The 22,880-nt window shown below is 66.7% G+C and carries 28 protein-coding genes; 15 read left to right on the top strand and 13 right to left on the bottom strand.

The window, feature by feature from the left end:
• Positions 1–26 precede the first annotated feature (26 nt).
• Positions 27–758, top strand: coding sequence for a Crp/Fnr family transcriptional regulator (locus tag RT688_RS10150; protein ID WP_313704751.1), 732 nt, complete (start codon positions 27–29; stop codon positions 756–758).
• A gap of 188 nt (positions 759–946) precedes the next feature.
• Here the strand turns inward: RT688_RS10150 and RT688_RS10145 are convergent, their stop codons facing one another.
• From RT688_RS10145 to RT688_RS10135, 3 genes are all read right to left on the bottom strand, one after another.
• On the bottom strand, positions 947–1,168 hold the full coding sequence (locus RT688_RS10145; RefSeq protein WP_313704750.1) for a glycine zipper 2TM domain-containing protein: 222 nt from the start codon (positions 1,166–1,168) through the stop codon (positions 947–949).
• Between the two features lie 43 nt (positions 1,169–1,211).
• Positions 1,212–1,526 carry a BON domain-containing protein gene (locus tag RT688_RS10140; protein WP_313704749.1) on the bottom strand — a complete coding sequence of 105 codons (315 nt, stop codon included), beginning with the start codon at positions 1,524–1,526 and terminating at the stop codon, positions 1,212–1,214.
• Between the two features lie 197 nt (positions 1,527–1,723).
• Positions 1,724–3,790 (bottom strand): AsmA family protein, encoded by a 2,067-nt coding sequence (locus RT688_RS10135; protein WP_313704748.1) that lies wholly within the window; start codon positions 3,788–3,790, stop codon positions 1,724–1,726.
• Positions 3,791–3,978: 188 nt separating this feature from the next.
• Between RT688_RS10135 and RT688_RS10130 the strand changes: the two genes are divergently transcribed.
• The 6 genes from RT688_RS10130 (at position 3,979) to RT688_RS10105 (ending at position 7,265) form a co-directional block, all read left to right on the top strand.
• Positions 3,979–4,365 carry a DUF4398 domain-containing protein gene (locus tag RT688_RS10130; RefSeq protein WP_313704747.1) on the top strand — a complete coding sequence of 129 codons (387 nt, stop codon included), beginning with the start codon at positions 3,979–3,981 and terminating at the stop codon, positions 4,363–4,365.
• A 203-nt stretch (positions 4,366–4,568) separates the two neighbouring features.
• Positions 4,569–5,471 (top strand): OmpA family protein, encoded by a 903-nt coding sequence (locus tag RT688_RS10125; RefSeq protein WP_313704746.1) that lies wholly within the window; start codon positions 4,569–4,571, stop codon positions 5,469–5,471.
• 64 nt (positions 5,472–5,535) lie between these two features.
• Positions 5,536–6,075 carry a ferritin-like domain-containing protein gene (locus RT688_RS10120; protein ID WP_313704745.1) on the top strand — a complete coding sequence of 180 codons (540 nt, stop codon included), beginning with the start codon at positions 5,536–5,538 and terminating at the stop codon, positions 6,073–6,075.
• 36 nt (positions 6,076–6,111) lie between these two features.
• Positions 6,112–6,447 carry a DUF883 family protein gene (locus RT688_RS10115; protein ID WP_313704744.1) on the top strand — a complete coding sequence of 112 codons (336 nt, stop codon included), beginning with the start codon at positions 6,112–6,114 and terminating at the stop codon, positions 6,445–6,447.
• Between the two features lie 17 nt (positions 6,448–6,464).
• Positions 6,465–6,851 (top strand): phage holin family protein, encoded by a 387-nt coding sequence (locus RT688_RS10110; protein WP_312552265.1) that lies wholly within the window; start codon positions 6,465–6,467, stop codon positions 6,849–6,851.
• A gap of 21 nt (positions 6,852–6,872) precedes the next feature.
• The gene (locus RT688_RS10105; protein ID WP_312552263.1) at positions 6,873–7,265 is read left to right on the top strand and encodes a hypothetical protein; all 393 of its coding nucleotides are present in this window, start codon (positions 6,873–6,875) and stop codon (positions 7,263–7,265) included.
• Positions 7,266–7,740: 475 nt separating this feature from the next.
• On the opposite strand, the gene RT688_RS10100 is transcribed toward RT688_RS10105, so the two are convergent.
• Together RT688_RS10100 and RT688_RS10095 are read right to left on the bottom strand one after the other, a co-directional pair.
• The gene (locus tag RT688_RS10100; protein WP_313704743.1) at positions 7,741–8,109 is read right to left on the bottom strand and encodes a hypothetical protein; all 369 of its coding nucleotides are present in this window, start codon (positions 8,107–8,109) and stop codon (positions 7,741–7,743) included.
• A gap of 117 nt (positions 8,110–8,226) precedes the next feature.
• Positions 8,227–8,688 (bottom strand): glycine zipper 2TM domain-containing protein, encoded by a 462-nt coding sequence (locus tag RT688_RS10095; RefSeq protein ID WP_313704742.1) that lies wholly within the window; start codon positions 8,686–8,688, stop codon positions 8,227–8,229.
• Between the two features lie 190 nt (positions 8,689–8,878).
• Here RT688_RS10095 and RT688_RS10090 point away from each other — a divergent pair, with 190 nt between their 5' ends.
• The 3 genes from RT688_RS10090 (at position 8,879) to RT688_RS10080 (ending at position 11,198) form a co-directional block, all read left to right on the top strand.
• Positions 8,879–9,514, top strand: a complete 636-nt coding sequence (locus RT688_RS10090) for a hypothetical protein (protein ID WP_313704741.1) — start codon at positions 8,879–8,881, stop codon at positions 9,512–9,514.
• Positions 9,515–9,589: 75 nt separating this feature from the next.
• A complete protein-coding gene (locus RT688_RS10085) occupies positions 9,590–9,904 on the top strand; it encodes a BON domain-containing protein (RefSeq protein WP_313704739.1) in 315 nt (104 codons plus the stop codon).
• Between the two features lie 49 nt (positions 9,905–9,953).
• Positions 9,954–11,198 (top strand): AI-2E family transporter, encoded by a 1,245-nt coding sequence (locus RT688_RS10080; RefSeq protein WP_313704738.1) that lies wholly within the window; start codon positions 9,954–9,956, stop codon positions 11,196–11,198.
• A gap of 41 nt (positions 11,199–11,239) precedes the next feature.
• Here RT688_RS10080 and RT688_RS10075 read toward each other — a convergent pair whose 3' ends face one another.
• Positions 11,240–12,154: a YihY/virulence factor BrkB family protein gene (locus tag RT688_RS10075; protein ID WP_313704737.1), complete on the bottom strand. Its 915-nt coding sequence runs from the start codon at positions 12,152–12,154 to the stop codon at positions 11,240–11,242.
• A 105-nt stretch (positions 12,155–12,259) separates the two neighbouring features.
• A complete protein-coding gene (locus tag RT688_RS10070) occupies positions 12,260–13,300 on the bottom strand; it encodes an OmpA family protein (RefSeq protein ID WP_313704736.1) in 1,041 nt (346 codons plus the stop codon).
• 463 nt (positions 13,301–13,763) lie between these two features.
• Here RT688_RS10070 and RT688_RS10065 point away from each other — a divergent pair, with 463 nt between their 5' ends.
• The 5 genes from RT688_RS10065 to phbB all read left to right on the top strand — a co-directional run bounded on the left by RT688_RS10065 (position 13,764) and on the right by phbB (position 17,790).
• Positions 13,764–14,378, top strand: a complete 615-nt coding sequence (locus tag RT688_RS10065) for a winged helix-turn-helix domain-containing protein (protein ID WP_312552525.1) — start codon at positions 13,764–13,766, stop codon at positions 14,376–14,378.
• A 246-nt stretch (positions 14,379–14,624) separates the two neighbouring features.
• Positions 14,625–15,380 (top strand): glutathione peroxidase, encoded by a 756-nt coding sequence (locus RT688_RS10060; RefSeq protein WP_313704735.1) that lies wholly within the window; start codon positions 14,625–14,627, stop codon positions 15,378–15,380.
• A gap of 31 nt (positions 15,381–15,411) precedes the next feature.
• Positions 15,412–16,281 carry a zinc-dependent peptidase gene (locus RT688_RS10055; RefSeq protein ID WP_313704734.1) on the top strand — a complete coding sequence of 290 codons (870 nt, stop codon included), beginning with the start codon at positions 15,412–15,414 and terminating at the stop codon, positions 16,279–16,281.
• A 76-nt stretch (positions 16,282–16,357) separates the two neighbouring features.
• The gene (locus RT688_RS10050; protein WP_313704733.1) at positions 16,358–16,912 is read left to right on the top strand and encodes a hypothetical protein; all 555 of its coding nucleotides are present in this window, start codon (positions 16,358–16,360) and stop codon (positions 16,910–16,912) included.
• A gap of 131 nt (positions 16,913–17,043) precedes the next feature.
• Entirely contained in the window at positions 17,044–17,790 is a 747-nt protein-coding gene (phbB, locus tag RT688_RS10045; protein ID WP_313704732.1) for an acetoacetyl-CoA reductase, read from the top strand.
• A gap of 9 nt (positions 17,791–17,799) precedes the next feature.
• Here phbB and RT688_RS10040 read toward each other — a convergent pair whose 3' ends face one another.
• The 6 genes from RT688_RS10040 to RT688_RS10015 form a co-directional block, all read right to left on the bottom strand.
• Positions 17,800–18,174, bottom strand: coding sequence for a TraR/DksA family transcriptional regulator (locus RT688_RS10040; RefSeq protein WP_313704731.1), 375 nt, complete (start codon positions 18,172–18,174; stop codon positions 17,800–17,802).
• Between the two features lie 179 nt (positions 18,175–18,353).
• Positions 18,354–18,929: a hypothetical protein gene (locus RT688_RS10035; RefSeq protein WP_313704730.1), complete on the bottom strand. Its 576-nt coding sequence runs from the start codon at positions 18,927–18,929 to the stop codon at positions 18,354–18,356.
• Between the two features lie 16 nt (positions 18,930–18,945).
• The gene (locus RT688_RS10030; RefSeq protein ID WP_313704728.1) at positions 18,946–19,806 is read right to left on the bottom strand and encodes a hypothetical protein; all 861 of its coding nucleotides are present in this window, start codon (positions 19,804–19,806) and stop codon (positions 18,946–18,948) included.
• Positions 19,807–19,892: 86 nt separating this feature from the next.
• Positions 19,893–20,258 carry a VOC family protein gene (locus RT688_RS10025; protein ID WP_313704727.1) on the bottom strand — a complete coding sequence of 122 codons (366 nt, stop codon included), beginning with the start codon at positions 20,256–20,258 and terminating at the stop codon, positions 19,893–19,895.
• Between the two features lie 66 nt (positions 20,259–20,324).
• Positions 20,325–21,113 (bottom strand): hydroxypyruvate isomerase, encoded by a 789-nt coding sequence (gene hyi / locus RT688_RS10020; RefSeq protein ID WP_313704726.1) that lies wholly within the window; start codon positions 21,111–21,113, stop codon positions 20,325–20,327.
• Between the two features lie 264 nt (positions 21,114–21,377).
• Entirely contained in the window at positions 21,378–22,796 is a 1,419-nt protein-coding gene (locus RT688_RS10015) for a DEAD/DEAH box helicase (RefSeq protein ID WP_313704725.1), read from the bottom strand.
• Positions 22,797–22,880 lie beyond the last annotated feature (84 nt).

The following is a 22,880-nucleotide window of genomic DNA, read 5'->3' as shown; positions in this document are numbered from 1 at the left end:
GCCGCGCGGCTCACTGCGAGGGTCCGATGAATTACGCCGCTTCCCCCGACGTCGCCGAGCACAACGCCAACCTGTTGCTGGCCGCGCTCCCGCCGCAGGAGCTGGCCCAGGTATTGCCGATGCTCGACCAGGTGAAGGTCGAGGCCGGTGAGGTGCTGTCCGAGGCAGGCGAGTCCTTCCACTACATCTATTTTCCGCACGATTGCCTGATTTCCCTGCTCGGCGTCGCCGGCGGCCGCATGACGCTCGAGGTCGGCCTGGTCGGGCGCGAGGGCATGCTCGGCGCTACCGTGGCGCTGGGCCACCAGAGCGCCCAGGTGCGCGCCGTGGTGCAGCGTCCCGGCAGCGCCAGCCGCATGACGAGCAGCGACTTCCGCGCCGAGTTCGCGCGCAACCCGGCGCTGCAGCGGGTGTTGTACCGCTACACCGACACCCTGCTGGCGCAGGCGATCCAGATCGCCGTCTGCAGCCGCTTCCACGTGCTCGAGGCGCGCCTGGCGCGCTCGCTCCTGATCACGCGCGACCGCCTGCAATCCGACAAATTCCACCTGACCCACGAATTCCTGGCGCACGCGCTGGGCGTGCGCCGGGTCGGCGTGACCAAGGCGGCCAGCGCGCTGCAGCAGCAGGGCCTGATCATCTACAGCCGCGGCAACATCGAGATCCTCGACGCCGTCGGGCTGGCGGCGGCGGCCTGCACCTGCTACGAGATCGTCAAGGATGCCTCCGTGGGCGCCTTGTCGAGCGCCTTCGTGTGACCGCGGCGGCCGCTATTCGTGGTGCTTCATGCAGGCGTAGGGTGGGCACCCCGTGCCCACGCGTAAACGATGAGCATTGTTGGCCGCCGTGATGCGCCAACGCCATGCGAATGTTTTACGCGATCATTGTGCGGCACCAATGAAAAACGCCCCGCAAGCGGGGCGTTCTCTCGTCCGGTATAGAGAACTTAGTTCGTCTTGCCGGTCTGGTTGCCGATCACGCCGCCGACGGCCGCGCCGCCGACCGTGCCGACCGCGCTGCCGCCGGTCAGGACGCCGCCAACCACCGCGCCGGCGCCGGCGCCGATGGCGGTGTTCTTGTCCTGCTGCGACATGCCGGAGCAAGCGGTCAGGCCCAGGGCCAGGGTTGCGATGGTTGCGCTCACTGCCAGTTGTTTGATGTTTTTCATGATAATCTCCTATGGTGGTTTTACAGCCTTACGTTGTACAGCCTTACTTTAAGCGCAGGTCGTTGCGTACCGACTTGACGCCCTTCACGGTGCGCGCAACCGACGCTGCGGTTGCCACGTTGTCCGCCGAGCTGACGAAGCCGCTCAGCTGGACGATGCCTTCCCTGGTCGCGACCTCGATCTCCGCCGCCCGCAGCTCGGGGGCCTGGCCGATCGCCGCCTTCACGCCGCTGGTGATCGCGGCGTCGTCCACGCGACGGGCCTGTTCCTCCACTGCGCCGGACGAGGCGCAGCCGCTCGCCGTCACTCCCAGGGTCAGGGCCGCGAGCAGTGCCGCGGCCGATTTCCAATGCCTCATGCGTGTTCCTTGTATGCCGACCTAATGTCCGGCGATGTTGTCAGGATAGGCAAGCGCGACAATGTAGTCTGTTCGGCAACACACACTGCGGCTGGCCTTGATTCAACGCTCCCGGCGGCGCGGGCACTAGCCCATGCGCCGCATGCGGCGCCGGACAGCTGCCGGGCGGCCCTGCGGCGGCTGGCCCCGGGGAGCGTTCAGCGCGTCTTGGTCTTGCCCGGCGGCGGCGCCGTCGGCTTGGTCTTCGCCAGCGCCACCAGGCGGCCGCAGTCGCTGTCTTCGCCCGGCCCGGTATTGATCAGCGGGATCAGGGCCGCTACCGGCGCCGCGACCGCGGCGAGCGCCGCCGCGCCGCCGGCCTTCAGCGCCAGCACGCCCTTGTCGACCGCGACGTCGGGCTTGCTGAAGGGGCCGCGCACATACAGCGGCGAGCGCAGCGTGAACAGGCGCAGGGCCTTGGTCTCGGGGTGGATCGTCAGGTTCAGCGCCTCGTTGGCGAGGTTGACCGTGCCGTCGACCCGGATGATCGCTTCCTTGGTGTCGACCACGAAGACCTGGGACTGCATCACCCCCTTCTTGACGTCGAAGTCGGCGGCCAGGCAGTTCAGCTGCACCGGCCTGTCGCCGAACAGCTTGGTGACGATGATGTTGCCAACGTTCAGGCCCATCATCTCGAGCAGCATCTTGCTGACCGTGCCCTGGTTCACCAGCGCCTTGACTTCGCCGTTCGAGGAGCCGAGCAGGGCGGCGACCGAGGTGCCGGTGGCCGACAGCTGGGCGTCGCCGTTGACCTGGCCGACCGTCGCCTGCATCTGCTCGATGGTCGGGAACAGCTGCTTGATCTGGATGTGGCGCGCCTGCACCTTGGCGGTGGCGGCGATCGTGTTGCCCGCCTTGCCGCTGCCGTCCAGGCGGATGGTCGAGCGCAAGGTGCCGCCGGCCACGCCGAAGTCGAGCGGCGCCAGGGTGATCACGCCGTCCTTCATGATCAGGTGGGCCGACAGCTTGCTGATCGGGAGCGTCTTTTCGCGGACAATCTTGTCCGCCGCGTAGCGCACGTCGGCGTCGATCGCTTTCCACCTTTCGGTGCGGAATTCCTCGACCGGCAGCACCTTGCCGCCCGGCTGCACGGCTTCCACGCCGCGCGCCTTCTTGCTCGCGTTCGAGTCGGCGCCGATCAGCGGGCCAAGGTCCTCGAACACCAGCTTGTTCGAGGCGACGTTGCCCGACAGCTTGCCGCGCGGCTTGCCGCCTTCGTAGACCAGCTTGCCATGGATGTCGCTCGAGCCGACCTTGCCCTTGAAGTTCTCGTAGGTCCAGCGGCCGTATTCGCGGTCGAGCTCGCCGCGCAGGCGGCCCGAGGTCGAGAAGGCCGGCGTTTCCGGCAGCGTGATGCCGGTGAAGTTGTACAGGCGCGCCATGCTGCGTCCGGCCAGCTCGAGCTGCAGGTCGACCGCCTTCAGCCTGGCCGGCGCGGTGACCGTGCCCTCGATCGCGATGCGGCTCGGGCCGCTGCGCATGTCGGCCTGCACCGGGTAGGGCGTGTCCTGGTCCTTCAGCGACAGCACCTGGCCGACCTTGCCGCCGCCGGTGACCGGGGCGCCGTTATAGCTGCCGCCGACCTCGAAGCCGATCCCGTACTTCGGGTCCTTGTCCAGGGTGCGCACGTGGGCCGTGACGTTGGCCTTGGTGACGGCGTCGACGACGCGCACCACGCCGTCGGTCAGCACGATGCGCTCGAGGTCGAGCTTCCACTTCGATTCCTCTTCCTTCTTCTTGTAGACCCAGTTGTAGTGCTCGTTGTCGGTGCGCACCAGGTCGACGCGCGGCGCATCGAAGCGCAGCACCGGAATGCCGATGGTCCGGTGCAGCAGGCCGAAGGGATTGAGCGAGAACGAGAACTGGCGCACCGATGCCATGTCGGCCTGCTGCATGTTGGCCGGGTTGCCGACGTGGACGTCGTTGGCGATCAGGTGCGGCCAGGGCAGCCAGTCGCGCAGGTGGCGGTCGCCCGGCGCCATGCGGCGCGCCGGGATTTCCCATTGCACCGCGAGATTGCCGCGGATCGCGAACGGGCGCTCGATCGCTTCGCTCACCTTGGCGTTGAGCCAGGGCCGCGCCTTGTTCCAATCGAATGTCAGGATGAAAATGACGGCGATCACCGGAATGGCGACCAGGACGCCGATCACGCTGAGCAGGATTTTCTTGCGGCGGCCGTCGTGTGGCTTGACGGCATGTTGCTCGGGTGTAGTAGTGTCGGGCATGACGATCCTTCGCTGGGAGTCAGTCTTGAACCCAGCTTAGCCCAAAGCACCGGGATCTCGATGTGCGGTGTCGCACGCTGCAAATGGATGAGCGCTGCGAAGTGCCGTCAGTGTGCGCTAGCGAACCGAACTCTGCCGATAACAGGCTTATAACGTTAACAACTTCTTCACATAAACAGGAGAGCAGGATGGAAACCCGATCCTTGAATAAACGATTCCTTGGCGGCGCACTGTGCGCCGCGCTGCTGGCGCTGGCCGGCTGCGCCAGCCAGAAGGCCCCCGCCACCGCCGATGTCGCGGTGTCGCGCAATGCGGTCCAGAACGCGGTGCAGGCCGGCGCGGCCGAGCTGGCCCCGGCCGAGATCACCGCGGCGCGCGCCAAGATGATGCGCGCTAACGAGGCGCTGGCCGCCAGGGACTACAAGCTGGCGCGCGAACTGGCGATGCAGGCCCAGGCCGACGCCCAGCTGGCGCAGAGCAAGGCCAACTCGGCCAAGGCCACCGCCGCCTCCGACGCGCTCAACGAGGACCTGCGCGTGCTGCGCCAGGAAGTCGAGCGCGCCAACTCGCAGTAAGCACCGGCACCGGCGGGCAGGCCGCCGCGCCTTCCCGCCATGCGGCGCCAGCGTGCGCCGCGCAGTCCGCCCATCGGGCCTTGATACCCGCCGGCTCGTGCGCAGGTTCGATTCGCGCCGGCCGCCCGCATCGTGGCGCCGCACGGCATCTTTGCGAATCACATGCGCCGCCATGGCGCCTGAAAATAACGGAGGGCAAGATCATGAAAGTACGTTTCCTGAAACCGGCCGTTTTCGCCAGCGCCATCCTGCTGGCAGCCTGCAGCAGCACGCCGACCACCACCCCGACGCTGGACCAGGCGCGGGCCGATTTCGTCGCCGCGAATAACAATCCGCAGGTCTCGACCTATGCGCCGCTCGAATTCAAGCAGGCCAGCGACGCCCTGAACGCCGCCAACGAGGCGGCCGCCAAGAAGGACAGCCTGAACGACATCGACCGCCTGGCCTACGTGGCCAAGCAGAAGATCGCCACCGCCCAGGAAGTGGCGCGCGCCAAGGCCGCCGAGGCGAACATCGCCAACGCCTCGCTCGAGCGCAACGCCGTGCGTCTGGAGGCCCGCACCGCCGAGGCCGAACGCGCCAAGCGCGAGGCCGAAGCGGCGCAGGCCGCGGCCATGACCGCCCAGCAGCAGGCCGAAGCCGCCCAGGCCCAGAACCAGGCGCTGGCCCAGCGCGCCGCCCAGCTCGAATCCCAGCTGGCCGAGCTGCACGCCACCAAGACCGAGCGCGGCATGGTCGTGACCATCGGCGACGTGCTGTTCGCCACCAACCAGGCCAACCTGACCCCGAACGGAATGTCGACCCTGCGCAAGCTGGCCGAGGTCATGCAACAGAACCCGGAACGCACTGTTCTGGTCGAAGGGTTTACGGACAGCACCGGCAGCTCGAGCTATAACCAGGACCTGTCGCAGCGCCGCGCCAACGCCGTCGCCACCGCACTGGGCAGCATGGGCATCGAGCGCCAGCGCATCGCGACCCGCGCCTATGGCGAAGCCTTCCCGGTGGCCGGCAACGACACCGCCGCGAACCGCCAGATGAACCGCCGCGTCGAGATCGTGCTGTCGAACGATAACGCACCGATCCCGCAGCGCACCGCGGGCCGCTAAGCCCTGTATCAAGCCGGGCGCCGGGCAGGGCGCCCGTTGTTTTAACAGAAGCAAAGGAAACATCATGGAACAAGCTCGACAATCCCTGGCGCATGGCTTCGACATCGAAGCGATCCGCCGCGCCGCCGCCAACCTCGACGACGGCGCCGTTACCGCCGGCTACGCGGCCGACCGCGAAGCGGTCATCGCCATGCTCAACGACGCCCTGGCCACCGAACTGCTGTGCGTGCTGCGCTACAAGCGCCACTACTACACGGTCAGCGGCCCGAACAACGGCGAGCTGAAGGCCGAATTCCTCGAGCACGCCCAGCAGGAACAGGAGCACGCCGACCGCATCGCCGAGCGCATCGTCCAGCTGAACGGCTCGCCGAACTTCAATCCGGCCACGCTCACCGCGCGCAGCCACGCCGAGTACGACGAATCCGACGACGTCCAGGCCATGGTGCGCGCCGACCTGATCGCCGAGCGCGTGGCGATCGAGTCCTACCGCCAGATGATCCAGGCGATCGGCGACAAGGACCCGACCACGCGCCAGATGCTGGTCGAGATCCTCGCCGTCGAGGAAGAGCATGCCGACGACATGCGCGACTTCCTCGTGCCCTGATTTTTCAAACACAAACAACCACAACAGGAGTTCATCATGCTAGACACCACCACCCGCGCCAATGCCCGTTCGCTCGACAGCAGCCTCAACAACGCCAGCGCCGACATGAAGGTCCTGGTCAAGGACGCCCAGTCGCTGCTGACGGCCGCCGCCGCCATGACCGGCGAAAAGGCCGACGAACTGCGCAGCCGCGGCATGGAGCTGCTGGACCGCGCGATGGGCAAGGCCAGCCAGTACCAGGGTCAAGCCGTCGTCAAGAGCAAGGAACTGGCGCACACTGCCGATGTCTACGTGAAGGACAACCCGTGGCGCACCGTCGTTGCCGCCGCCAGCGTCGGCCTGCTGGTCGGCATCGTCCTGGGCCGTAAATAAACTCGCCGGAGAACGCCATGGAAAAGACCGATACCGTCGTGCATGGCCCCGGACTCATGGGCGGCATCTCCGGCCTGGCGAAGAACCTGTTCGGCCTCGTGGTGTCGCGCGTGGAGTTGGCGGCACTCGAGTTGTCGGAGGTGCGCAACCACGTGATCGAACTGGTGGCGATCTTCGCCTGCGCAGTGCTCGCGGTCTGGTTCGCACTGGCTTACGGCACCGCGATGATCGTGGCGCTGGCCTGGGATGCCATGGGCTGGAAGATCCTGCTGGTGATGTTCCTCGTATTCGCGGTTATCACGGCCGTGCTCGTCGCCAAGGGATTGGCCATGCTCAAGCAGGGCAAGCTCGCCTTCCCCGAAACGATGAACGAACTGCGCGCGGACCGCGACGCGCTGATGTAAGCGCCAACCAGGGGAGGAAACATGGACAAGCATCATCACAACGACGAACCGACCGGCCTGGCCGGTCACAAACACAGCCGCGACCCGGCGCTGCGCAAGGCCGAGCTGCTGCGCGAGGGCGAGTTCTATCGTGCGGGGGTGGCCTACGCACGAGCGCAGGTAAAACACGGCGCGCGGCCCGAAGTCATGTTACATTCTGTATTCGACCATGCCACGTGGGCGCTGCGCACCCGGGCTGATGCTCTACTGAAACCCACGGGCACCAGCGTCTCGGTCATCGCCCCGTATGCACTGGCCGCCTTCAACTTCGTGCGCCAGCGGCGCATGGGCAAGCAGGCGCTGGCGGGAGCGGTGTTGCTGGGCGTGGCAGGCTGGTTCATGAACAAGCGGCGCGCATCGCGCGAGGTCGCCTAAGTGTTGGCCGGGCCTGGTCCCGGCGCATGCGCCGCGCCGCATGCGGGCGCCATGGCTGGCGCCGGTTGAAAGAATATGGTGGGGCTTGAGCGGCGTCGCAATCCTTGATTGGGCGCCGTCTTTTTTTGTGGGGACGCTTATTGTGTCCCAGGTTGCAAGCGTAGGGCTGTAGGGTGGGCGGGTCTCCCGCCCACGCGTTCAACAGACGGTGGCATATCGCAGGCGTTCGTCGCTTTCCGGTGCGAGGCGTGATGCTTCGATCAAAGCGACGCGCCGGCTTGACGGTCAGCTCCGGAACCTCTCGCGACCATGGACGCTTCGTGAACTCAATGGCCTCGTGCAAACGCTCGCGACAGGCACGCGTCGCCTGAACGCGTGGACGGCGAAGCCGTCCACCCTACGTCCCTTCGAGCAAGGTCACGCCTGTCACGCCAGGTAAATCCTGGAAGTAGGATAGTAGGGGCCAACAAAGCGCTCAGCGCCCCGCGTCCCCCGTACTGGCCTGCACCGGCGCTTCACTGCGCAAGGCCGCCATCTCCTGGCGCCAGGTGTCCTGCGCCGCCTTCTGGCAGCTTGCGCGCTCGGCCACCGGCCCCCGCTTGCAGGCATTCTTCGCTTCGTCGAGTGCGGCGCCGATTTCCTTGCGGCGCGTGCGCATTCTTTCCTGGCGCGTCGTGTCTTCGCGGTACCAACGCACCGGATCGCCGCGCGCGATCTCGCGCGCCTGCTGGCTGGCCGCGGCGGGCGCCACGTTGGCATCGTTGCTCTGGGACAGCGCCAGCGGCGCGGCCGCGGCCAGCAGGGCGCCGAGCAGGATGCGTTTGCATATCGATCGAGGGTTCATCTGCACCTCCAGAATGGAAGAGGGCCGGCGCGGGCCGGCCCAGGGGGCGGCACGACGGCGCGCCGGGCGCACAGTCGTGCATGTTGTTGCTGTTTGCCGTCTATTCGCTGCCGTCGATCAGTAGCGATAGACGCGGCCGTCGACCAGGCGCACGCGGTTGCCCACGCGCAGGTCGTAGGCGCTGTCCTGGACCACGGTCCGGTATTCGCCGTTGTCCATGCGTACATTAATTTGGTACATCTCCTGGCCGCCGGTCGTATTGCGGTTGCGTTCGACGTTATTGCCGATCGCAGCACCGGCGACGCCGCCGGCCACGGTGGCCGCCGTGCGGCCGCTGCCACTGCCGACCTGGTTGCCGGCCAGCGCGCCGACCAGGCCGCCCACGATGGCGCCGGCGCCGCTGGTGCGGTTCTCGGCCTGGGTCACCTGGATCGATTCGATGGTGCCGTAGCCCATCGAGGCAGTGTTGTTGTAGCCGCTGTTGTAGCCATTGTTATACGACGGCGTATTACTGGCGCAACCCGACAGGATCGCGGTAGCCGCGACGACGGCGGCGGCAAGCGTACGAGTGGTTTTCATATTGTTCTCCTGGCAAAAGATGTACGTCAAGAATATGCAGCGCTTGCACGAGGGTCTGTGCGCTCACGCACGCTTATTTGCCCGTTTGATAATGTCAAACAAACATCTCCTGTTGTGTTCGACAGCGAACAGAAACGCGGCCATAAACGGCGTAAAACGTATCTGGCGTGTTGAAAAAGGAGTAAGGAACATGACAACAAAAATGAGAAATGCGCATACGCTGCTGGTTCTCGGCGCCGCCCTGCTGTGGCTGGGCCATGCCCGCGCCCAGGCGGTGACCGCCCCGGCCCAGGCGGTGAGCGCTCCGGCTCCGGCGGCAACGGCCATGCCGGCGCAGCCGCCCGTCGCGGTGCCGGATGCCAAGACCGCGTACGAACGCTCGCGCGACATGGCCGTCGCCAACTACAAGGCGGCGCGCGCCCGCTGCGACAGCCTCAGCGGCAATCCGCACGAGGTGTGCGAGGCCGAGGCCAAGGCCGAGCGCGTGCGCACCGAGGAGGAGGCCGCCGCCGCCTACAAGAACACCCTGAAGGCTTATACCCAGGCCCGCATGCGCATCGCGGACGCCAATTTTGCACGCGACAAGGCGCGTTGCGGCGCGCTGGCGGGCAATGACCGCGACGTGTGCCTGAAGCAGGCCAAGGCAGCCCAGGTGGCCGCCCAGGCCGACGCCACCGCGGACCGCAAGATGATCGAAGCGCGCAACAACGCGCGCGAAGACAAACTGACGGCTGAATACCGGGTCGCGCTGCAGAAGTGCGACGCGTTTGCCGGCGCGGCGAAGGACCAGTGCGTCCAGGCCGCAAAAACCGCGTACGGCAAATGACGTACCGGTCCCGCTCGCAGTGAGCAACGCTGTACCAACGCTGTAACTTTGACCAACGATAGAAAGGGATACATCATGAAAATCACCCAACGTCTCGCTACCGCCGTCTTCACCGGCGCCCTCGCATTCACCATGGTCGGCTGCGCTTCGAACCCGCAACGCGAAAGCGCCGGCGAATACATCGACGACAGCGTCATCACCGCCAAGGTGAAGGCCGCCTTCGCCGCCGACTCGACCGTGAAGGCAACTGAAATCAACGTCGAGACCTTCAAGGGCGACGTCCAGCTGTCGGGCTTCGTGGCCCAGCCGAGCGACGCCCAGCGCGCAGTCGAGGTCGCACGCGGCGTGAAGGGTGTAGCATCGGTCAAGAACGACATCCGCGTGAAGTAATCCCCGCCACCGGGGCGGCGCGGACCGGCAAACTCATATCGGCAAACACATGCAACTCGCCAGTCCTGGCTCGGCTCCAGCCGAGCCGCACAAACCCGCCGCCCCTGGGGCAACACCGGCAGTGACGGCCGAGGCCGTAAAGCCGGAGCCCGCCGCCGGCTCCCCCGACGACCTGGCGCTCCAGGCCGGAGGGCTGCGTCTACCTATCCACGTCAACGCCCGCGGCTTGTCGCTGGGCATCCTGGCCACCGTGGCCTTCGTCTTCGCGCTGCAATGGGCGCAAAAATTCTTCGTGCCGCTGCTGCTCGGCATCTTCATCGCCTATACCTTGAGTCCGGTCGTGCGCTGGCTCGAGCGCGTGCACATTCCGCGCCTGATCGGCGCCACCATCGTCACCGCCGCGCTGCTCGGCGGCCTGGGCGCGACCATGCTCCGGCTCCAGGACGAATTCATCAATATCCTCGACGAGTTGCCGACGCTGACCCAGAAAGTCAGCAAGCTGGTCGCCAGTGCCGCCGGCGGCGAGGGCTCGACCATCCAGCGGGTGCAGAAGGCGGCCGCCGAGCTCGAACAGGCCACCGCCAATGTCGGCGCCAATCCGCGCCTGATCCAGCGCCGCCCGACGCTGGCCCAGCAGTCGTCGAGCTTCCGGCTCACCGACTGGCTGCTGGCCGGCTCGGTCGGCCTGGCTTCCTTCGTCACCCAGGCCACCATGGTGGTGTTCCTGGTGTTCTTCCTGCTGCTCGCGGGCGATACCTTCAAGCGCAAGCTGGTCAAGCTGACCGGCCCCTCGCTGACACGGAAAAAAGTGACCGTGCATATCCTGGATGACATCAACACCTCGATCCAGAACTACATGTTCATGCTGTTGGTGACGAATGTCCTGCTGGCGCTCCTGATGTGGGTGGCGCTGCGCGCGATCGGGCTGAACAACGCCGGCGCCTGGGCCATCTTCGCCGGCGTGGCCCACGTCATGCCTTACTTCGGCCCCTTGCTGATCACCTCGGCCACCGGGCTGGTCGCCTTCATGCAGTTCGAGTCGCTGCGCATGGTGATCCTGGTGGCCGGCGCCTCGATGGGCATCGCCACCCTGGTCGGCATGGTGGTCACCACCTGGATGACCGGCAAGATCGCGAAGATGAACCCGGCCGCCGTCTTCGTCAGCCTGCTGTTCTGGGGCTGGCTGTGGGGCATGTGGGGCTTGCTGCTCGGCGTGCCCGTGGTGGTGGTGCTGAAAGTGGTGGCCGAGCGCGTGGAAGGCATGGAAGCGCTGGCCGAACTGCTGGGCGAATAGCCGCCGGCCGGCGCTTCGGGACGGGCTCGCGCGTTACCGCATCACGCCATGCGCTTGACGTTCCTGGCGCCGGTCTCGTGGTCCGGCTTGTGGCGCAGGCTGCCCAGTTGCAGCGCGTACTGGCGGGCGAACTCGGCGCCGAGGAAGAAGATCTGGGCCGAGTAATACACCCATAGCAGCAGGGCGATCAGGGAGCCGGCCGCGCCAAAGCTGCTGGCCGCGCCGCTGTTGCCGATGTACAGTCCAATGCCGAATTTCCCCAGTGTGAACAGGGCCGCGGTGCCGAGGGCGCCGATGGCTACGTCACGCCAGGACAGCTTGATGCGTGGCAGCAGCTTGTAGATCACGCCGAACAGGGTGGCGATGACGAGGAAGCTGATGCACGAGGAAATCCAGCCGATGATGATCGAGGCTTCCTTGTACATGCCGCCGAAATAGTTTTCGACCACCGCCATCGCCGCGCTCACCACCAGCGATACCATCAGCAGGAAGCCCAGCACCAGGATCAGGCCGAAGGAGAGCAGGCGCGTGCGCACCGTGTCCCACCAGCTCGCGTCCTTCGGCGGCGGCACGTCCCAGATCTCGTCCAGGCTGTCCTTCAGCTCGGCGAACACGGTGGTGGCGCCGACCAGCAGCAGGACGGTGGCGACGATGGTGGCAAAGCGTCCGGATTCCTTGTTCTGGGCGCCGGCCAGCACGGTCTGGATGGTCTCGGCGCCCTGTGCCCCGACGAGGCCGCGCAATTCGTTGAACAATTGCCCGCGCGCGGCATCGGCGCCATAGAAGAAGCCGGCGACCGCGATGACCAGCACCAGGATCGGCGCCAGCGAGAACAGGGTATAGAAAGCCAGCGCGGCGCCCTTGCTGGACGCGCGATGGCCCAGCCACTCGGTGACCGCGCAGCGCATCACGTGGATGATCTGGCGTGAGAATGGAAGCCATTTTTTTACAGCCATACCGGATCCTCCAGAAAAGAAAAAAGGGGCGCGAGGCCCCTTGTGGTGTGGACGGCCAGCGAGCGCCCGATGAAACAGGCCGATGCCTCGCCGGCCGGGGTCACATTACTGCACGCGCTTCTCGATCGTGATCTGCTCGACCTCGACGCGGCGGTTCGGCTCCAGGCACGCGATCAGCTCGGCGCGCTTCTTCTGGTTGCACTCGACGACCGGGTTGGCTTCGCCCTTGCCGACGGCGTTCAGGCGGCCGGCGTCGACGCCCTTGCTGACCAGGTAGTCACGCACGGCGTTGGCGCGGCGCTCCGACAGCTTCTGGTTGTACTTTTCCGAACCCAGGCGGTCGGTGTAGCCGGTGATGTCGACGTTGGTGATGCTGGTGTCGGCTTGCAGGGCAGCGGCGATCTCGTCCAGGCGGGGCGCCGGCATGCGCAGTTCGGCCTTGTCGAAGTCAAACATCTTCGAGGCTTCCAGCGTGACCTTTTCGAAGCGTGCCGGCGGCGGTGGCGGCGGAGCAACCGGAGCCGGTGCTGGCGGCGGCGCCTCCACGACTGGAGCCGGGGCCGGTGCCGGCGGCGCAGGCGGCGGGTTGAAGGCGTAGTTCAGGCCGACGGTGACGTACTTGTTGTTGCTCTGCTTGAAGCCGAAGTCTTCGTCGTCACGCAGGAAGCCGCGCACCGAGCGGATGTCGGCCTGCAGGCTCCACTGCGGGCTCAGGTCGGCCTGGAAGCCGACGCCGGCGGTGGCGTAAGGGGAGTTCTTGCTGACACGGCGCAGCGGATTGTCAACCTTGTCGCGCTCGGCGCCGACGCCGAACAGGACGAATGGGCGGAAGCGCTCACGCGACAGCATCAGCAGCGCATCGACGCCCAGCAGGGTCTGGCGATACTCGGCAGGGCCGTCTTCGGAACGGGCATGGGTGGCGCCGAACTGGATGTCCCAGTATTGGTGCACTGCCTTACCGAACTTCAGGCCGCCGCCCCAGTCCTTGTGGTCGGTGCCGAAATCGGCGTCGGGCTTGATGCCGACGACGCTCGGCTGGATGTACCAGGACGGGTTGATGGTCGCGCTCGGCGCCTCTTGGGCCAGCGTGGAGCCGGCGGCGCAGAACATGGCGACGGCCAGGGCGATCTTCTTCGAATTATTCACAGGAAACTCCCATAAGTTGAAAGGTAGGGTGACATCGCATGCCTTGACAGTGATGTTGGAGTGAAGAGTACGAGGCCGAGTTCCGACGGGTCCGTGCGCTAGCGCACCTACAGCAACTGCTGAGTGACAAAACCGCAACATTGTCATCCTCTTCAGGGCCTCCCTATATATAGAGAGAAGGACTCGACCCCGAAATTGGAGGAATGTTTCTAATTCTCCATACTTCTGTATCTATTCTACAACAAGCCAGATATTTGCCGGCGGACTCTTGATTTCGGGCAGTAAAAAAATTGCCGAAATGCCTGCTGGAATTTTGCCAATGTGGGCTGGCGCACAGACCGGCCGGGCTGACGCAGGCAATCTTGTGGCCAGTTAAGCGGAACCCGAGGTGTTGTCAGGGTGTCAGACGACACACAGCGACCCGGACCACACAGTCTCTCTCTATCTAACGGAGTACACCAACATGCATGCAACGACTCATCACAACGCGGTGCAAGGCGAACACGGCGCAGTGCACACTTCCAGCAACTCAGCGCTGATCGAACGCGTGCCGCCCCAGCCGACCGAACGTGCGCCGATCTCGCTGGCGCCGATCGAGCGTGTGCGGTCGACCTCGGCCACCCAGCGTCGGATCGAGAACATGCAAAAGCTCATCAACGAACTGTCGACCCATGAGATGCTCGCCGACGAGATCGCATGGTTCCTCAAATTCTCGCCGTCCGGCGCACGCAAGTACATCCGCGACCTGCGCGAAGCCGGCGTCATCGAACTGGCCCGCTACATCGAAGGCACCGCCACCTACCTGGGCAAGGCCGTCTACCAGATCTGCCCGGACCAGGAACGCGTCAAGGCCTTCCTGGCCGCGATCTGCCAGCCGAAGCGCGAAGGCGCCGCCCCGCGCAAGGAGCGTCCTGGCCTGCGCGAGCAGAGCATGGCCGGCAGCGGCCGCCACTTCCACATCCTGGCCGACGACACCCACTACGCGATCCGCGTGAACCGCAGCCCGGTCACCCGCGATCCGCTGGTCGCCGCGCTGTTCGGCCCGGCGCCGAACCAGGTCGCCAAAGAGCGCACCTGAGCTGTACATGCTCCTGCCGGAAGGGCGCGGTGGCAGAGACCCGCGGCGCCCCTCCTGATCCGACGATCGCTGTCGTCACGCAAACGCCGCGCACCGCGCGGCGTTTGCCGTTAACCGTTAACAAAGCACGTCAGGGCGCTACCCGCACGTGCGCGCGCCAGCCGCGCCGTTGAAATCCCGTCAACAGGCCCCAAGTTCGGCGGGTGCGGCGCTCTGCCGCGTCCTGCTACCGGAAAAGGAAACCCCATGCTGCCGAGTGCCGAATCGCTGGAAGGAAAACCAGTCCCAAGTGTCGTCTTCAAGACGCGTCCCCACGACGAGTGGCAGGACCTTCGTAGCGAAGACCTGTTCAAGGGCAAGACCGTGGTCGTCTTCGCGCTCCCCGGCGCCTACACGCCGACCTGTTCCTCGACCCACCTGCCGCGCTTTAACGAACTGGCGCCGGTGCTGCGCGACAACGGTGTCGACGAGATCGTCTGCCTTGCCGTCAACGACGCCTTCGTCATGAACGAATGGAAGCAGGGCCAGGACGCGGACGCCATTACCTTTATTCCCGACGGCAACGCCGACTTTACGCGCGAGATGGGCATGCTGGTCGACAAGCGCGAACTCGGCTTCGGCCAGCGTTCCTGGCGTTATTCGATGCTGGTGCGCGACGGCGTCATCGAGAAGATGTTCATCGAGGCCGAGGGCGACGGCGACCCCTTCGAGGTGTCGGACGCCGACACCATGCTCGCGTACATCAACCCCGAGGCCGAGGCGCCCGAGCCGATCGTCATGTTCTCGCGTCCCGGCTGTCCGTTCTGCGCGCGCGCCAAGGCGGCACTGGCGAAGCACCGCCTGCGCTACACTGACATTTCCCAGAGCCAGAAGATCAACACGGGCGTGCTGCGCGCCGTCAGCGGGCGCATGACCTGGCCCCAGGTCTTCATCGGCGGCCAGCTGATCGGTGGCGCCGACGAGCTCGAATCGCACCTGGCCGAGCGTACGGCGGCCGCGTGAGTCTGCTGTTGACAATCGAAGAGGCGGGGCGATGGAAGCCTTGGTGACGGTGTCCCTGATCGTGGCGGCCCTGCTGGTCGCCTGGGCGGTGCCGCGCTGGCGCCTGCGCCGTGCGCTGTCGCGGCCGCTTCCGCCGGGCGCCCTGGCGACCATCGAGCGCAACGTCGCGCAGTTCCGCGGCATGGACGGCGCCCAGCGCGCCCGGCTCGAGCGCCTGGTGCGCCGTTTCCTGCACGAAAAGACTTTCGTCGGCTGTGCCGGCCTCGAGGTCACGGACGAGATGCGGGTGACGATCGCGGCCCAGGCCTGCCTGCTGCTGCTCGGCACCCGCGGCGACGCCGTCTACCCGACCCTGCATTCGGTGCTGGTGTACCCGGGCGCCTTCCTGGTGCCGCGGCGCCAGGTCGACGAGGCCGGCGTCGTGACCGAGGAGCGCCAGGATTTGCTGGGCGAATCCTGGGGCGACGGCCGCGTGATCCTGTCCTGGGACCATGTCCAGCGCGCCGACAACGAGGAGCCGCCGAGCCACAACGTGGTCCTGCACGAATTCGCGCACCAGCTCGACAGCGAATCGGGCAGCACCAACGGCGCGCCCTACCTGGGCAGCGCCGAGCGTTACCGCAGCTGGTCGGAAGTGCTGTCGCGCGACTTCGCGGCGCTGCGCCACGATGCCTGGTTCGGCCAGCAAGGCGTGCTCGACCACTACGGCGCGACCAATCCGGCCGAGTTCTTCGCGGTCGCGACCGAGGCCTTCTTCGAGCAGCCGCACCGGCTGGCCGAGCGCCACGGCGCGCTGTACGAGGAATTCCTGAAGTATTACCGGGTCGACACGCGCGCCTGGAGCGCGCCGCCGGCGCCGGAACCGGCGTTCCACGGCATGGCTTACGGGCAGTGGCAATGAACTGCGTGCGTTTGCGTACAGAATCAGCAGCCCAGCAGGAGCATGCTTCGCTCATCTATCGACGCAGGAGAATTCCATGTCCACCATCATTGCAGGGCACTTCCAGCTCCAGGACGAGGTCGACGTGGCGCGCCGCGCCCTGGCCGACGCCGGTTTCGCGCCGGAGCGCATCAGCAGCTTCTATCTGAGCCAGGCGGGCCAGCACGACCTGACCCCGATCGGCGGCGACAACCTGCACTCGCCGGGCGCCAAGGAAACGCCCGCCGGCGTGGTGCAGGGCTCGGCCACCGGCGGCGCCGTCGGCGCGGTGGTCGGCGCAGCCACGGCGCCGTTGACGGGCCCGGCCGGTCCGATCGTCGGCGGCCTGGTCGGCGCCCATGTCGGCTCGCTGTTCAGCTTCTCGAAAATGAAGGAAGCCGGCGAGGCGGAAGAGGGCGGCCGCGCCCCGGTTGAGCAGCGCATGGCCGGGATGCTGGTCGCCGTCGCCTTCGATGACGCCAACCAGGAAGGACGCGCCGTCGACGTGCTGCGTCGATTGGGTGCGCGCCAGATCGAACGGGCGCGCGGCAATATCGTCGACGGCGACTGGGCCGATTTCGACGCATCCATCGCGCCCGAGGTCATCACCTGAGGTCGCGCAGCGCGCGTGGCACGGCGGCCACGCGCGCTTTCTGCCTTTGATCCAACTCAATATTCGCGAGTGTCTGGCTTCTAAAATTGTCGTTTCCGGCCGCGTGGCCGTGTATGACAAGGGGAAAAGACATGAAGGAAAAACGGGTAGCGCTGGTGACGGGTGGCATGGGCGGCCTGGGCACGGCCCTGTGCCGACGCCTGCATGACGCGGGCTTCACGGTCGCATTGACCTATTCGCCGAGTAACACCACGCCGGAGGCCTGGCTGGCGGCCCGGCGCGACGAGGGTTACCGCTTCAGCACCTACAAACTCGACGTTACCGACCACGATGCCTGCGCGGCTGCGGTGGCCGAGGTGCTGGCCGAGCTCGGCCGCATCGACGTGCTGGTGAACAATGCCGGCATCACGCGCGACCGCAGCCTGCGCAAGATGACCCAGAACGACTGGCGCGCCGTGCTGTCCACCAACCTCGACAGCGTCTTCAACATGAGCAAGGCAGTCATCGAGCCGATGATCGCCCAGCGTTGGGGCCGCATCGTGAACATTTCCTCGGTCAACGCGAATGCCGGCGCCTTCGGCCAGGCGAATTATTCCGCAGCCAAGGCCGGCATGCATGGCTTCACCAAGGCGCTGGCGCTGGAAACGGCGCGCCACGGCGTCACGGTCAACACGGTGTCGCCGGGCTACCTGAACACGAAGATGGTCAGCGCGGTGCCGGCGGAGATCATGCAGGCCAAGATCCTGCCGCAGATCCCGGTGGGCCGCCTGGGCGAACCCGACGAGGTGGCGGCCCTGGTCGCCTACCTGGCATCGGATGCCGCCGGCTTCGTGACCGGCGCCGACATCGCCATCAACGGCGGTCAGCACATGCGCTAGCCTTGGTGTCTAACGCTTCTCGGCGCGCGTCTGGCAGCCGATGCACAGGCGCGCCTCGGGGCGTGCCTGCAGCCGCGAGTAGCCGATGTCGTTGCCGCATTCCTCGCACAGGCCATAGCTGCCGTCCTCGAACTTGGCCAGCGCATGGCGCAGCACCTGCATCTGGGCGGCATTGTGGCCGGCGGCCTCGAGCGCGAGATCGTTCAGCAGGCGCACCGTGGCCTTGTCGGCCGGCGAGGTCTCGATTTCGGGTACGGGGAGGTCGTGTCCGCCGTCCGTCTGGACGGCGGCGACGCCGCTGAGCGCGGCAAGGCGCGCCTCGAGCGTGGCACGCAGCTGGGCGAGCTGACCTTGGTCCAGGGCGGCCATGGCAAGGGCAGGCATCAGGCTTGGCGCGCGCCGCCGGCCGGCGCGCTTCCCGCACACGCTTGCAACGAAGGAAAGCGGTCCATCGCACACTCCCCATTTGAATGCTGTATGGGGCCAGTGTAGCGTGATGCGCGCCCGATGAACATGGGCGCACGCGTACCGCGAGCGGCCGTCCCGGCAGCAATCGGGGCGGCTTAGGTGGCCTCGGCCGCGGACGGGGCGCCCCCCGGCGGCCTGGTGGCCTCGACCCCTTGTGCGTGGGCGCGGATCTTGTCGAGCGCCGCCAGGATCGAGGCAGGCTGGCCGGTGGCGGCCGCGCCCGCCAGGTGCAGCAGGCCGGCGACGAGGCCGCTGACCTCGGCGATCCGGGTAATCTTGCGGATCTTCTCGGCTGCCTCGGCAGTCAGGGCGATCACGACCTTCTGCGACTTCCCGAGCGACTTCACGGTGCGGGTGGCGGCGTCGGCGTACAGGCCGTTGGCGCGCTGGCGCAGGATGACCTCGTCTTCGAACAGGGCGCGTGCGGCGGCCTGCACGTGTTCCGGCACCGTCGCGCCTTCGTAGGCGCGGATGTCGCGCATGATGCGCTCGTGCAGCTGGTCGGCGCAGGCCGATAGCTGGTCGGCCAGTTCCACCACCTGGCTTGCGCTGGCCAGGCCGCCCTGGCCGGTATTGTCGGCGACGCCGGCCGGCGCGGGAACCGCCCCGGCTGCCGCGGCTTCCTCATCTTTCGGCGCCTGTGCACCGGCTGCCTTCGTCTCGCTTGCCATACCGCCTCCGCAGAAATCAGTCGCCGGACAGGTTCTCGCGGATCATCCGCAAGTCCCGCCCGTAATTGCCCAACATGCGCCGCACGTCGGCCTCGGACAGCCGGTGCAGGTTCTCGCGCAGCTTCTGGTGCCCGAGCGCGACTTTCGTCAGGCCCTGCAGCGCCAGGTCGTAGCGGCGGTCGATCAGCTTGTATTCGCTCGACTTGTTCATGTAGTGGACCTTGGCCAGGGTAACGAGCATGCGGTCGCTGCTTTTGTTGTTGAACGGCAGCTCGACGTCGAAGATTCCCAGCACGGTCTTCTTCTCATTCTCGTTGGTCTTGTAGTAGAGGCGGGTGAGCGAGATCATGGCTTCCAGCAGGGTCTGCACATCGGCGTCGCCGTCGCGCACCATGGTTTCCACGCTGCGGTTCTGGTAGCCCGAGGCGATGACACGCGTGAGCAGGCGCGTCAGCCCCGTGTAGGCGGCGATGTGGCGTTGCTGCAGCCCGGAATCGGTATTTGCCTTCAGGCCGTTGCCGAGGTCGTCGATGCGCTCGGACAAGTCGTAGCGGGTATCGCCGGCCAGCAGGCTCAGCGTCTGCATGTAGAGCACGACGGCTTTCTGCACGCTGACGAAGTCGTCGTAGACGGCGCGCCGCTTGGCGTCGTTCTCGCGCGCCAGCTTGTCGGCGCCGGCGGGCAGGTAGGGCTGCTCGCGTTCGTAGGTGTCGCGGTAGCGCCGCGACAGTTCGGCATAGCCGCCCAGGCGCGCCGAAGCGTCGGCGAATTCGCGCACTTCGGTCAGGCTGACCGGGCCGCCCGTGCTTGCGCAGCCGCCCAGCAGCAGGCCGGCGCCCAGCAGGGCAAGCGCGGCAAGGTGACGAAACATCTTCATGGGCTCTCCTCTGGGCGGCGAAGATGCCGGCCGGAAAGTCCCCATTCTGGCAAACGCCGCCCGAAGTGGCGTTGCAGTTGGTCAACTCAAGCGAGCTTCCCGAGGTCGAAGTGTGGGTTTTCGATGATGCCGAAGAGGTTACCGTAGGGATCGCGCACGGTAGCGACCTTGATGCCCTCGCCGACCTCCTCGACCGGAGATTCGACCGTCGCGCCCAGCCCCACCAGGCGCACCAGCTCGGCCTGGGCGTCGGGCGTGCCCCAGTAGGCGGTCGCGCCGGCCGTGCCGGGCACGCCGTCGGGCACCAGGCCCAGTTCGAAGCCGCCGACCTCGAAGCCGACGTAGAAGGGCTGGTCGAAGTACGGCGCCCGGTCGAGCACGCGCCGGTACCATTCGGTCGCTTCGTCCAGCGCGGTGACGGGATAGATGACGGTGCGCAGTCCCTGGATCATGGCAGTCTCCTTATTGTTAAGGAAGCAATGGTGCCACCAAGGACCGGGGGCTGTCCAGCTCCCCGGCTACAAGGGCTGGCCCGCCAGTTCGCCGCGCCAGGCCAGGCCTTGCAGGGTGTCGCCGCGCGGGGTGTACTCGCAGCCGACCCAGCCGTCGTAGCCGAGCTCGTCGAGCAGGCGGAACAGGTAGGGGTAGTTGATCTCGCCCGTGCCCGGCTCGTGGCGGCCCGGCACGTCGGCCAGCTGGATGTGGCGGATCAGCGGCAGCAGGGCGCGCAGGCTGTCGGCCAGGTCGCCCTCCATGCGCTGCATGTGGTAGATGTCGAATTGCAGGAAGAGGTTGTCGGCGCCGCATTCGGCGATGATGGCCTCGGCCTGGCGCGAACCGGTGAGGAAGTAGCCGGGCAGGTCGCGGTCGTTGATCGGTTCGATCAGCAGGCGGATGTCCTGTTCCTTGAGCCTGGCGGCGGCAAAGCGCAGGTTGGCGACATAGGTCGCGTGCGCGCGCTCATGGGGCACGTTGGGCGGGATCCTGCCGGCCATGCAATGCAACTGCTTCACGCCGAGTTCGTCCGCGTAATCGAGCGCGAGCTCGACGCTGTCCTGGAATTCCCCGATGCGGCGCGGGTCGCAGGCCATGCCGCGGTCGCCGGCCGCCCAGTCGCCGGCCGGGAAGTTGTGCAGGACGAGCTCCAGGTTGTAGCGCGCCAGCCGTCCGGCGATCCACTCCGGTTCGCAGGCGTAGGGGAACTGGAATTCGACCGCGTCGAAGCCCGCGTCGCGCGCCGCCGCGAAGCGGTCGAGGAAGCTGAGCTGCGGGAACAGCGTGCTCAGGTTGGCGGCGAATTTCGGCATGGGGTATCTCGCATGTTGACAGCCCGCTATCGTAGCATTCGCGTGGCGAAGCTGCCGGAGACGGTCAATCGTGCGTGGGTTCGGAGGGATCCGCCGGTAGCTACGCAGGAAACGATAAGCAGGCGCAGGTGCTGCAGACGTTGACACGACGCCGGCTTCACGCGTGGGCACGGGGCGCCCACCCTACGATCCTCGATGTCAACAATAAAAAAGGACAGGCCGGCAGACCGGTCTGTCCTTTCGTCTTAGCCAAGCCAGCCTGGCTTAGCGGTCGCGCCCGCCCTGGCGTGGCGCCGCGCCGCTGCGCGGGCCGCGGTTGCCGTTGGCCGAGCGGTTGCCGCCGCCGTTGCCGGCAGGACGCGCGCCATTGCCGCCGCCCGCCGGACGGCCGCCCGCACCGGCACCGGCAGCAGCGCTGCGCTGACCCTGGCCCTGGCCCTGGCCGCCGCGGTTGCCGCCTGGACGGCCGCCGCGGTTGGCGTGGCCCGGCGCGCCGCTGCGCAGCTGGATCGGCTGCGGCTTGGCGTTCATGTCCGGCTCGAAGCCCGGGATCACGTGACGCGGCAGGGTCTGCTTGATCAGCTTCTCGATGTCCTTCAGCATCTGGTGCTCGTCGACGCAGACCAGCGAGACCGCTTCGCCGGTGGCGCCGGCGCGGCCGGTGCGGCCGATGCGGTGCACATAGTCTTCCGGCACGTTCGGCAGGTCATAGTTGACCACGTGCGGCAGCTGGTCGATGTCGATGCCGCGCGCCGCGATGTCGGTCGCGACCAGCACCTGCAGGCTGCCGTCCTTGAATTCGGACAGGGCCTTGGTGCGTGCCGACTGGCTCTTGTTGCCGTGGATCGCCATCGCGCCGATGCCGTCCTTGCCCAGCTGTTCGACCAGCTTGTTGGCGCCGTGCTTGGTGCGGGTGAAGACCAGCACCTGGTGCCAGCTGTTTTCCTTGATCAGGTGCGACAGCATCGGGTGCTTCTTGTCGCGGTCGACCGGGTGGATCTTTTGCGCGATCACTTCCACCGTCGAATTGCGGCGCGCCACTTCGATCGAGGCCGGGTTGTCCAGCAGGCGGTCGGCGAGGGCCTTGATGTCGTCCGAGAAGGTGGCCGAGAACAGCAGGTTCTGGCGCTTCGGCGGCAGCAGGGCCAGCACTTTGCGGATGTCGTGGATGAAGCCCATGTCGAGCATGCGGTCGGCTTCGTCCAGCACCAGGATCTCGATCTTCGAGAGGTCGACCGTGCCCTGGCCCGCGTGGTCGAGCAGGCGGCCCGGGGTCGCGACCAGGATGTCGACGCCCTGCTTGAGCAGCTTGATCTGCGGGTTGATGCCGACGCCGCCGAAGATCACGGCCGAGTTCAGGTTGGTGTACTGGCCGTACAGGCGCACGCTTTCCTCGACCTGGGCCGCCAGTTCGCGGGTCGGGGCCAGGATCAGGGCGCGGATGGCGCGCGGCGCGCTCTTGTTGCGCAGCGTGCTGCCGACCTTGTCGGTCGACAGGCGCTGCAGCAGCGGCAGGGTGAAGCCGGCGGTCTTGCCGGTGCCGGTCTGGGCGCCGGCGAGCAGGTCGCCGCCGCCGAGCACGGCGGGGATGGCCTGGGCCTGGATCGGGGTCGGCGTGGTATAGCCTTGCTCAGTAACTGCGCGAACAATAGCGTCGGACAAGCCGAGGGTAGCAAATGACATAGATTCTCTGGTGAAGTTGATTCCGCCGCCGGCGCAAGCGGCGCCAGGATCGGATGGGGCAGTCGATGCCGACAGCGCGCGTCG

The organism is Massilia sp. (genome assembly GCF_032106685.1).
Lineage (GTDB): Bacteria > Pseudomonadota > Gammaproteobacteria > Burkholderiales > Burkholderiaceae_D > Telluria.
This window is presented reverse-complemented; position numbering and strand designations above follow the sequence as displayed.

Coding starts and splice junctions, on each gene's coding strand:
- RT688_RS10150 (WP_313704751.1), top strand. CDS start 27: ATGAATTACGCCGCTTCCCCCGACGTCGCCGAGCACAACGCCAACCTG.
- RT688_RS10145 (WP_313704750.1), bottom strand. CDS start 1,168: ATGAAAAACATCAAACAACTGGCAGTGAGCGCAACCATCGCAACCCTG.
- RT688_RS10140 (WP_313704749.1), bottom strand. CDS start 1,526: ATGAGGCATTGGAAATCGGCCGCGGCACTGCTCGCGGCCCTGACCCTG.
- RT688_RS10135 (WP_313704748.1), bottom strand. CDS start 3,790: ATGCCCGACACTACTACACCCGAGCAACATGCCGTCAAGCCACACGAC.
- RT688_RS10130 (WP_313704747.1), top strand. CDS start 3,979: ATGGAAACCCGATCCTTGAATAAACGATTCCTTGGCGGCGCACTGTGC.
- RT688_RS10125 (WP_313704746.1), top strand. CDS start 4,569: ATGAAAGTACGTTTCCTGAAACCGGCCGTTTTCGCCAGCGCCATCCTG.
- RT688_RS10120 (WP_313704745.1), top strand. CDS start 5,536: ATGGAACAAGCTCGACAATCCCTGGCGCATGGCTTCGACATCGAAGCG.
- RT688_RS10115 (WP_313704744.1), top strand. CDS start 6,112: ATGCTAGACACCACCACCCGCGCCAATGCCCGTTCGCTCGACAGCAGC.
- RT688_RS10110 (WP_312552265.1), top strand. CDS start 6,465: ATGGAAAAGACCGATACCGTCGTGCATGGCCCCGGACTCATGGGCGGC.
- RT688_RS10105 (WP_312552263.1), top strand. CDS start 6,873: ATGGACAAGCATCATCACAACGACGAACCGACCGGCCTGGCCGGTCAC.
- RT688_RS10100 (WP_313704743.1), bottom strand. CDS start 8,109: ATGAACCCTCGATCGATATGCAAACGCATCCTGCTCGGCGCCCTGCTG.
- RT688_RS10095 (WP_313704742.1), bottom strand. CDS start 8,688: ATGAAAACCACTCGTACGCTTGCCGCCGCCGTCGTCGCGGCTACCGCG.
- RT688_RS10090 (WP_313704741.1), top strand. CDS start 8,879: ATGACAACAAAAATGAGAAATGCGCATACGCTGCTGGTTCTCGGCGCC.
- RT688_RS10085 (WP_313704739.1), top strand. CDS start 9,590: ATGAAAATCACCCAACGTCTCGCTACCGCCGTCTTCACCGGCGCCCTC.
- RT688_RS10080 (WP_313704738.1), top strand. CDS start 9,954: ATGCAACTCGCCAGTCCTGGCTCGGCTCCAGCCGAGCCGCACAAACCC.
- RT688_RS10075 (WP_313704737.1), bottom strand. CDS start 12,154: ATGGCTGTAAAAAAATGGCTTCCATTCTCACGCCAGATCATCCACGTG.
- RT688_RS10065 (WP_312552525.1), top strand. CDS start 13,764: ATGCATGCAACGACTCATCACAACGCGGTGCAAGGCGAACACGGCGCA.
- RT688_RS10060 (WP_313704735.1), top strand. CDS start 14,625: ATGCTGCCGAGTGCCGAATCGCTGGAAGGAAAACCAGTCCCAAGTGTC.
- RT688_RS10055 (WP_313704734.1), top strand. CDS start 15,412: ATGGAAGCCTTGGTGACGGTGTCCCTGATCGTGGCGGCCCTGCTGGTC.
- RT688_RS10050 (WP_313704733.1), top strand. CDS start 16,358: ATGTCCACCATCATTGCAGGGCACTTCCAGCTCCAGGACGAGGTCGAC.
- phbB (WP_313704732.1), top strand. CDS start 17,044: ATGAAGGAAAAACGGGTAGCGCTGGTGACGGGTGGCATGGGCGGCCTG.
- RT688_RS10040 (WP_313704731.1), bottom strand. CDS start 18,174: ATGCCTGCCCTTGCCATGGCCGCCCTGGACCAAGGTCAGCTCGCCCAG.
- RT688_RS10035 (WP_313704730.1), bottom strand. CDS start 18,929: ATGGCAAGCGAGACGAAGGCAGCCGGTGCACAGGCGCCGAAAGATGAG.
- RT688_RS10030 (WP_313704728.1), bottom strand. CDS start 19,806: ATGAAGATGTTTCGTCACCTTGCCGCGCTTGCCCTGCTGGGCGCCGGC.
- RT688_RS10025 (WP_313704727.1), bottom strand. CDS start 20,258: ATGATCCAGGGACTGCGCACCGTCATCTATCCCGTCACCGCGCTGGAC.
- hyi (WP_313704726.1), bottom strand. CDS start 21,113: ATGCCGAAATTCGCCGCCAACCTGAGCACGCTGTTCCCGCAGCTCAGC.
- RT688_RS10015 (WP_313704725.1), bottom strand. CDS start 22,796: ATGTCATTTGCTACCCTCGGCTTGTCCGACGCTATTGTTCGCGCAGTT.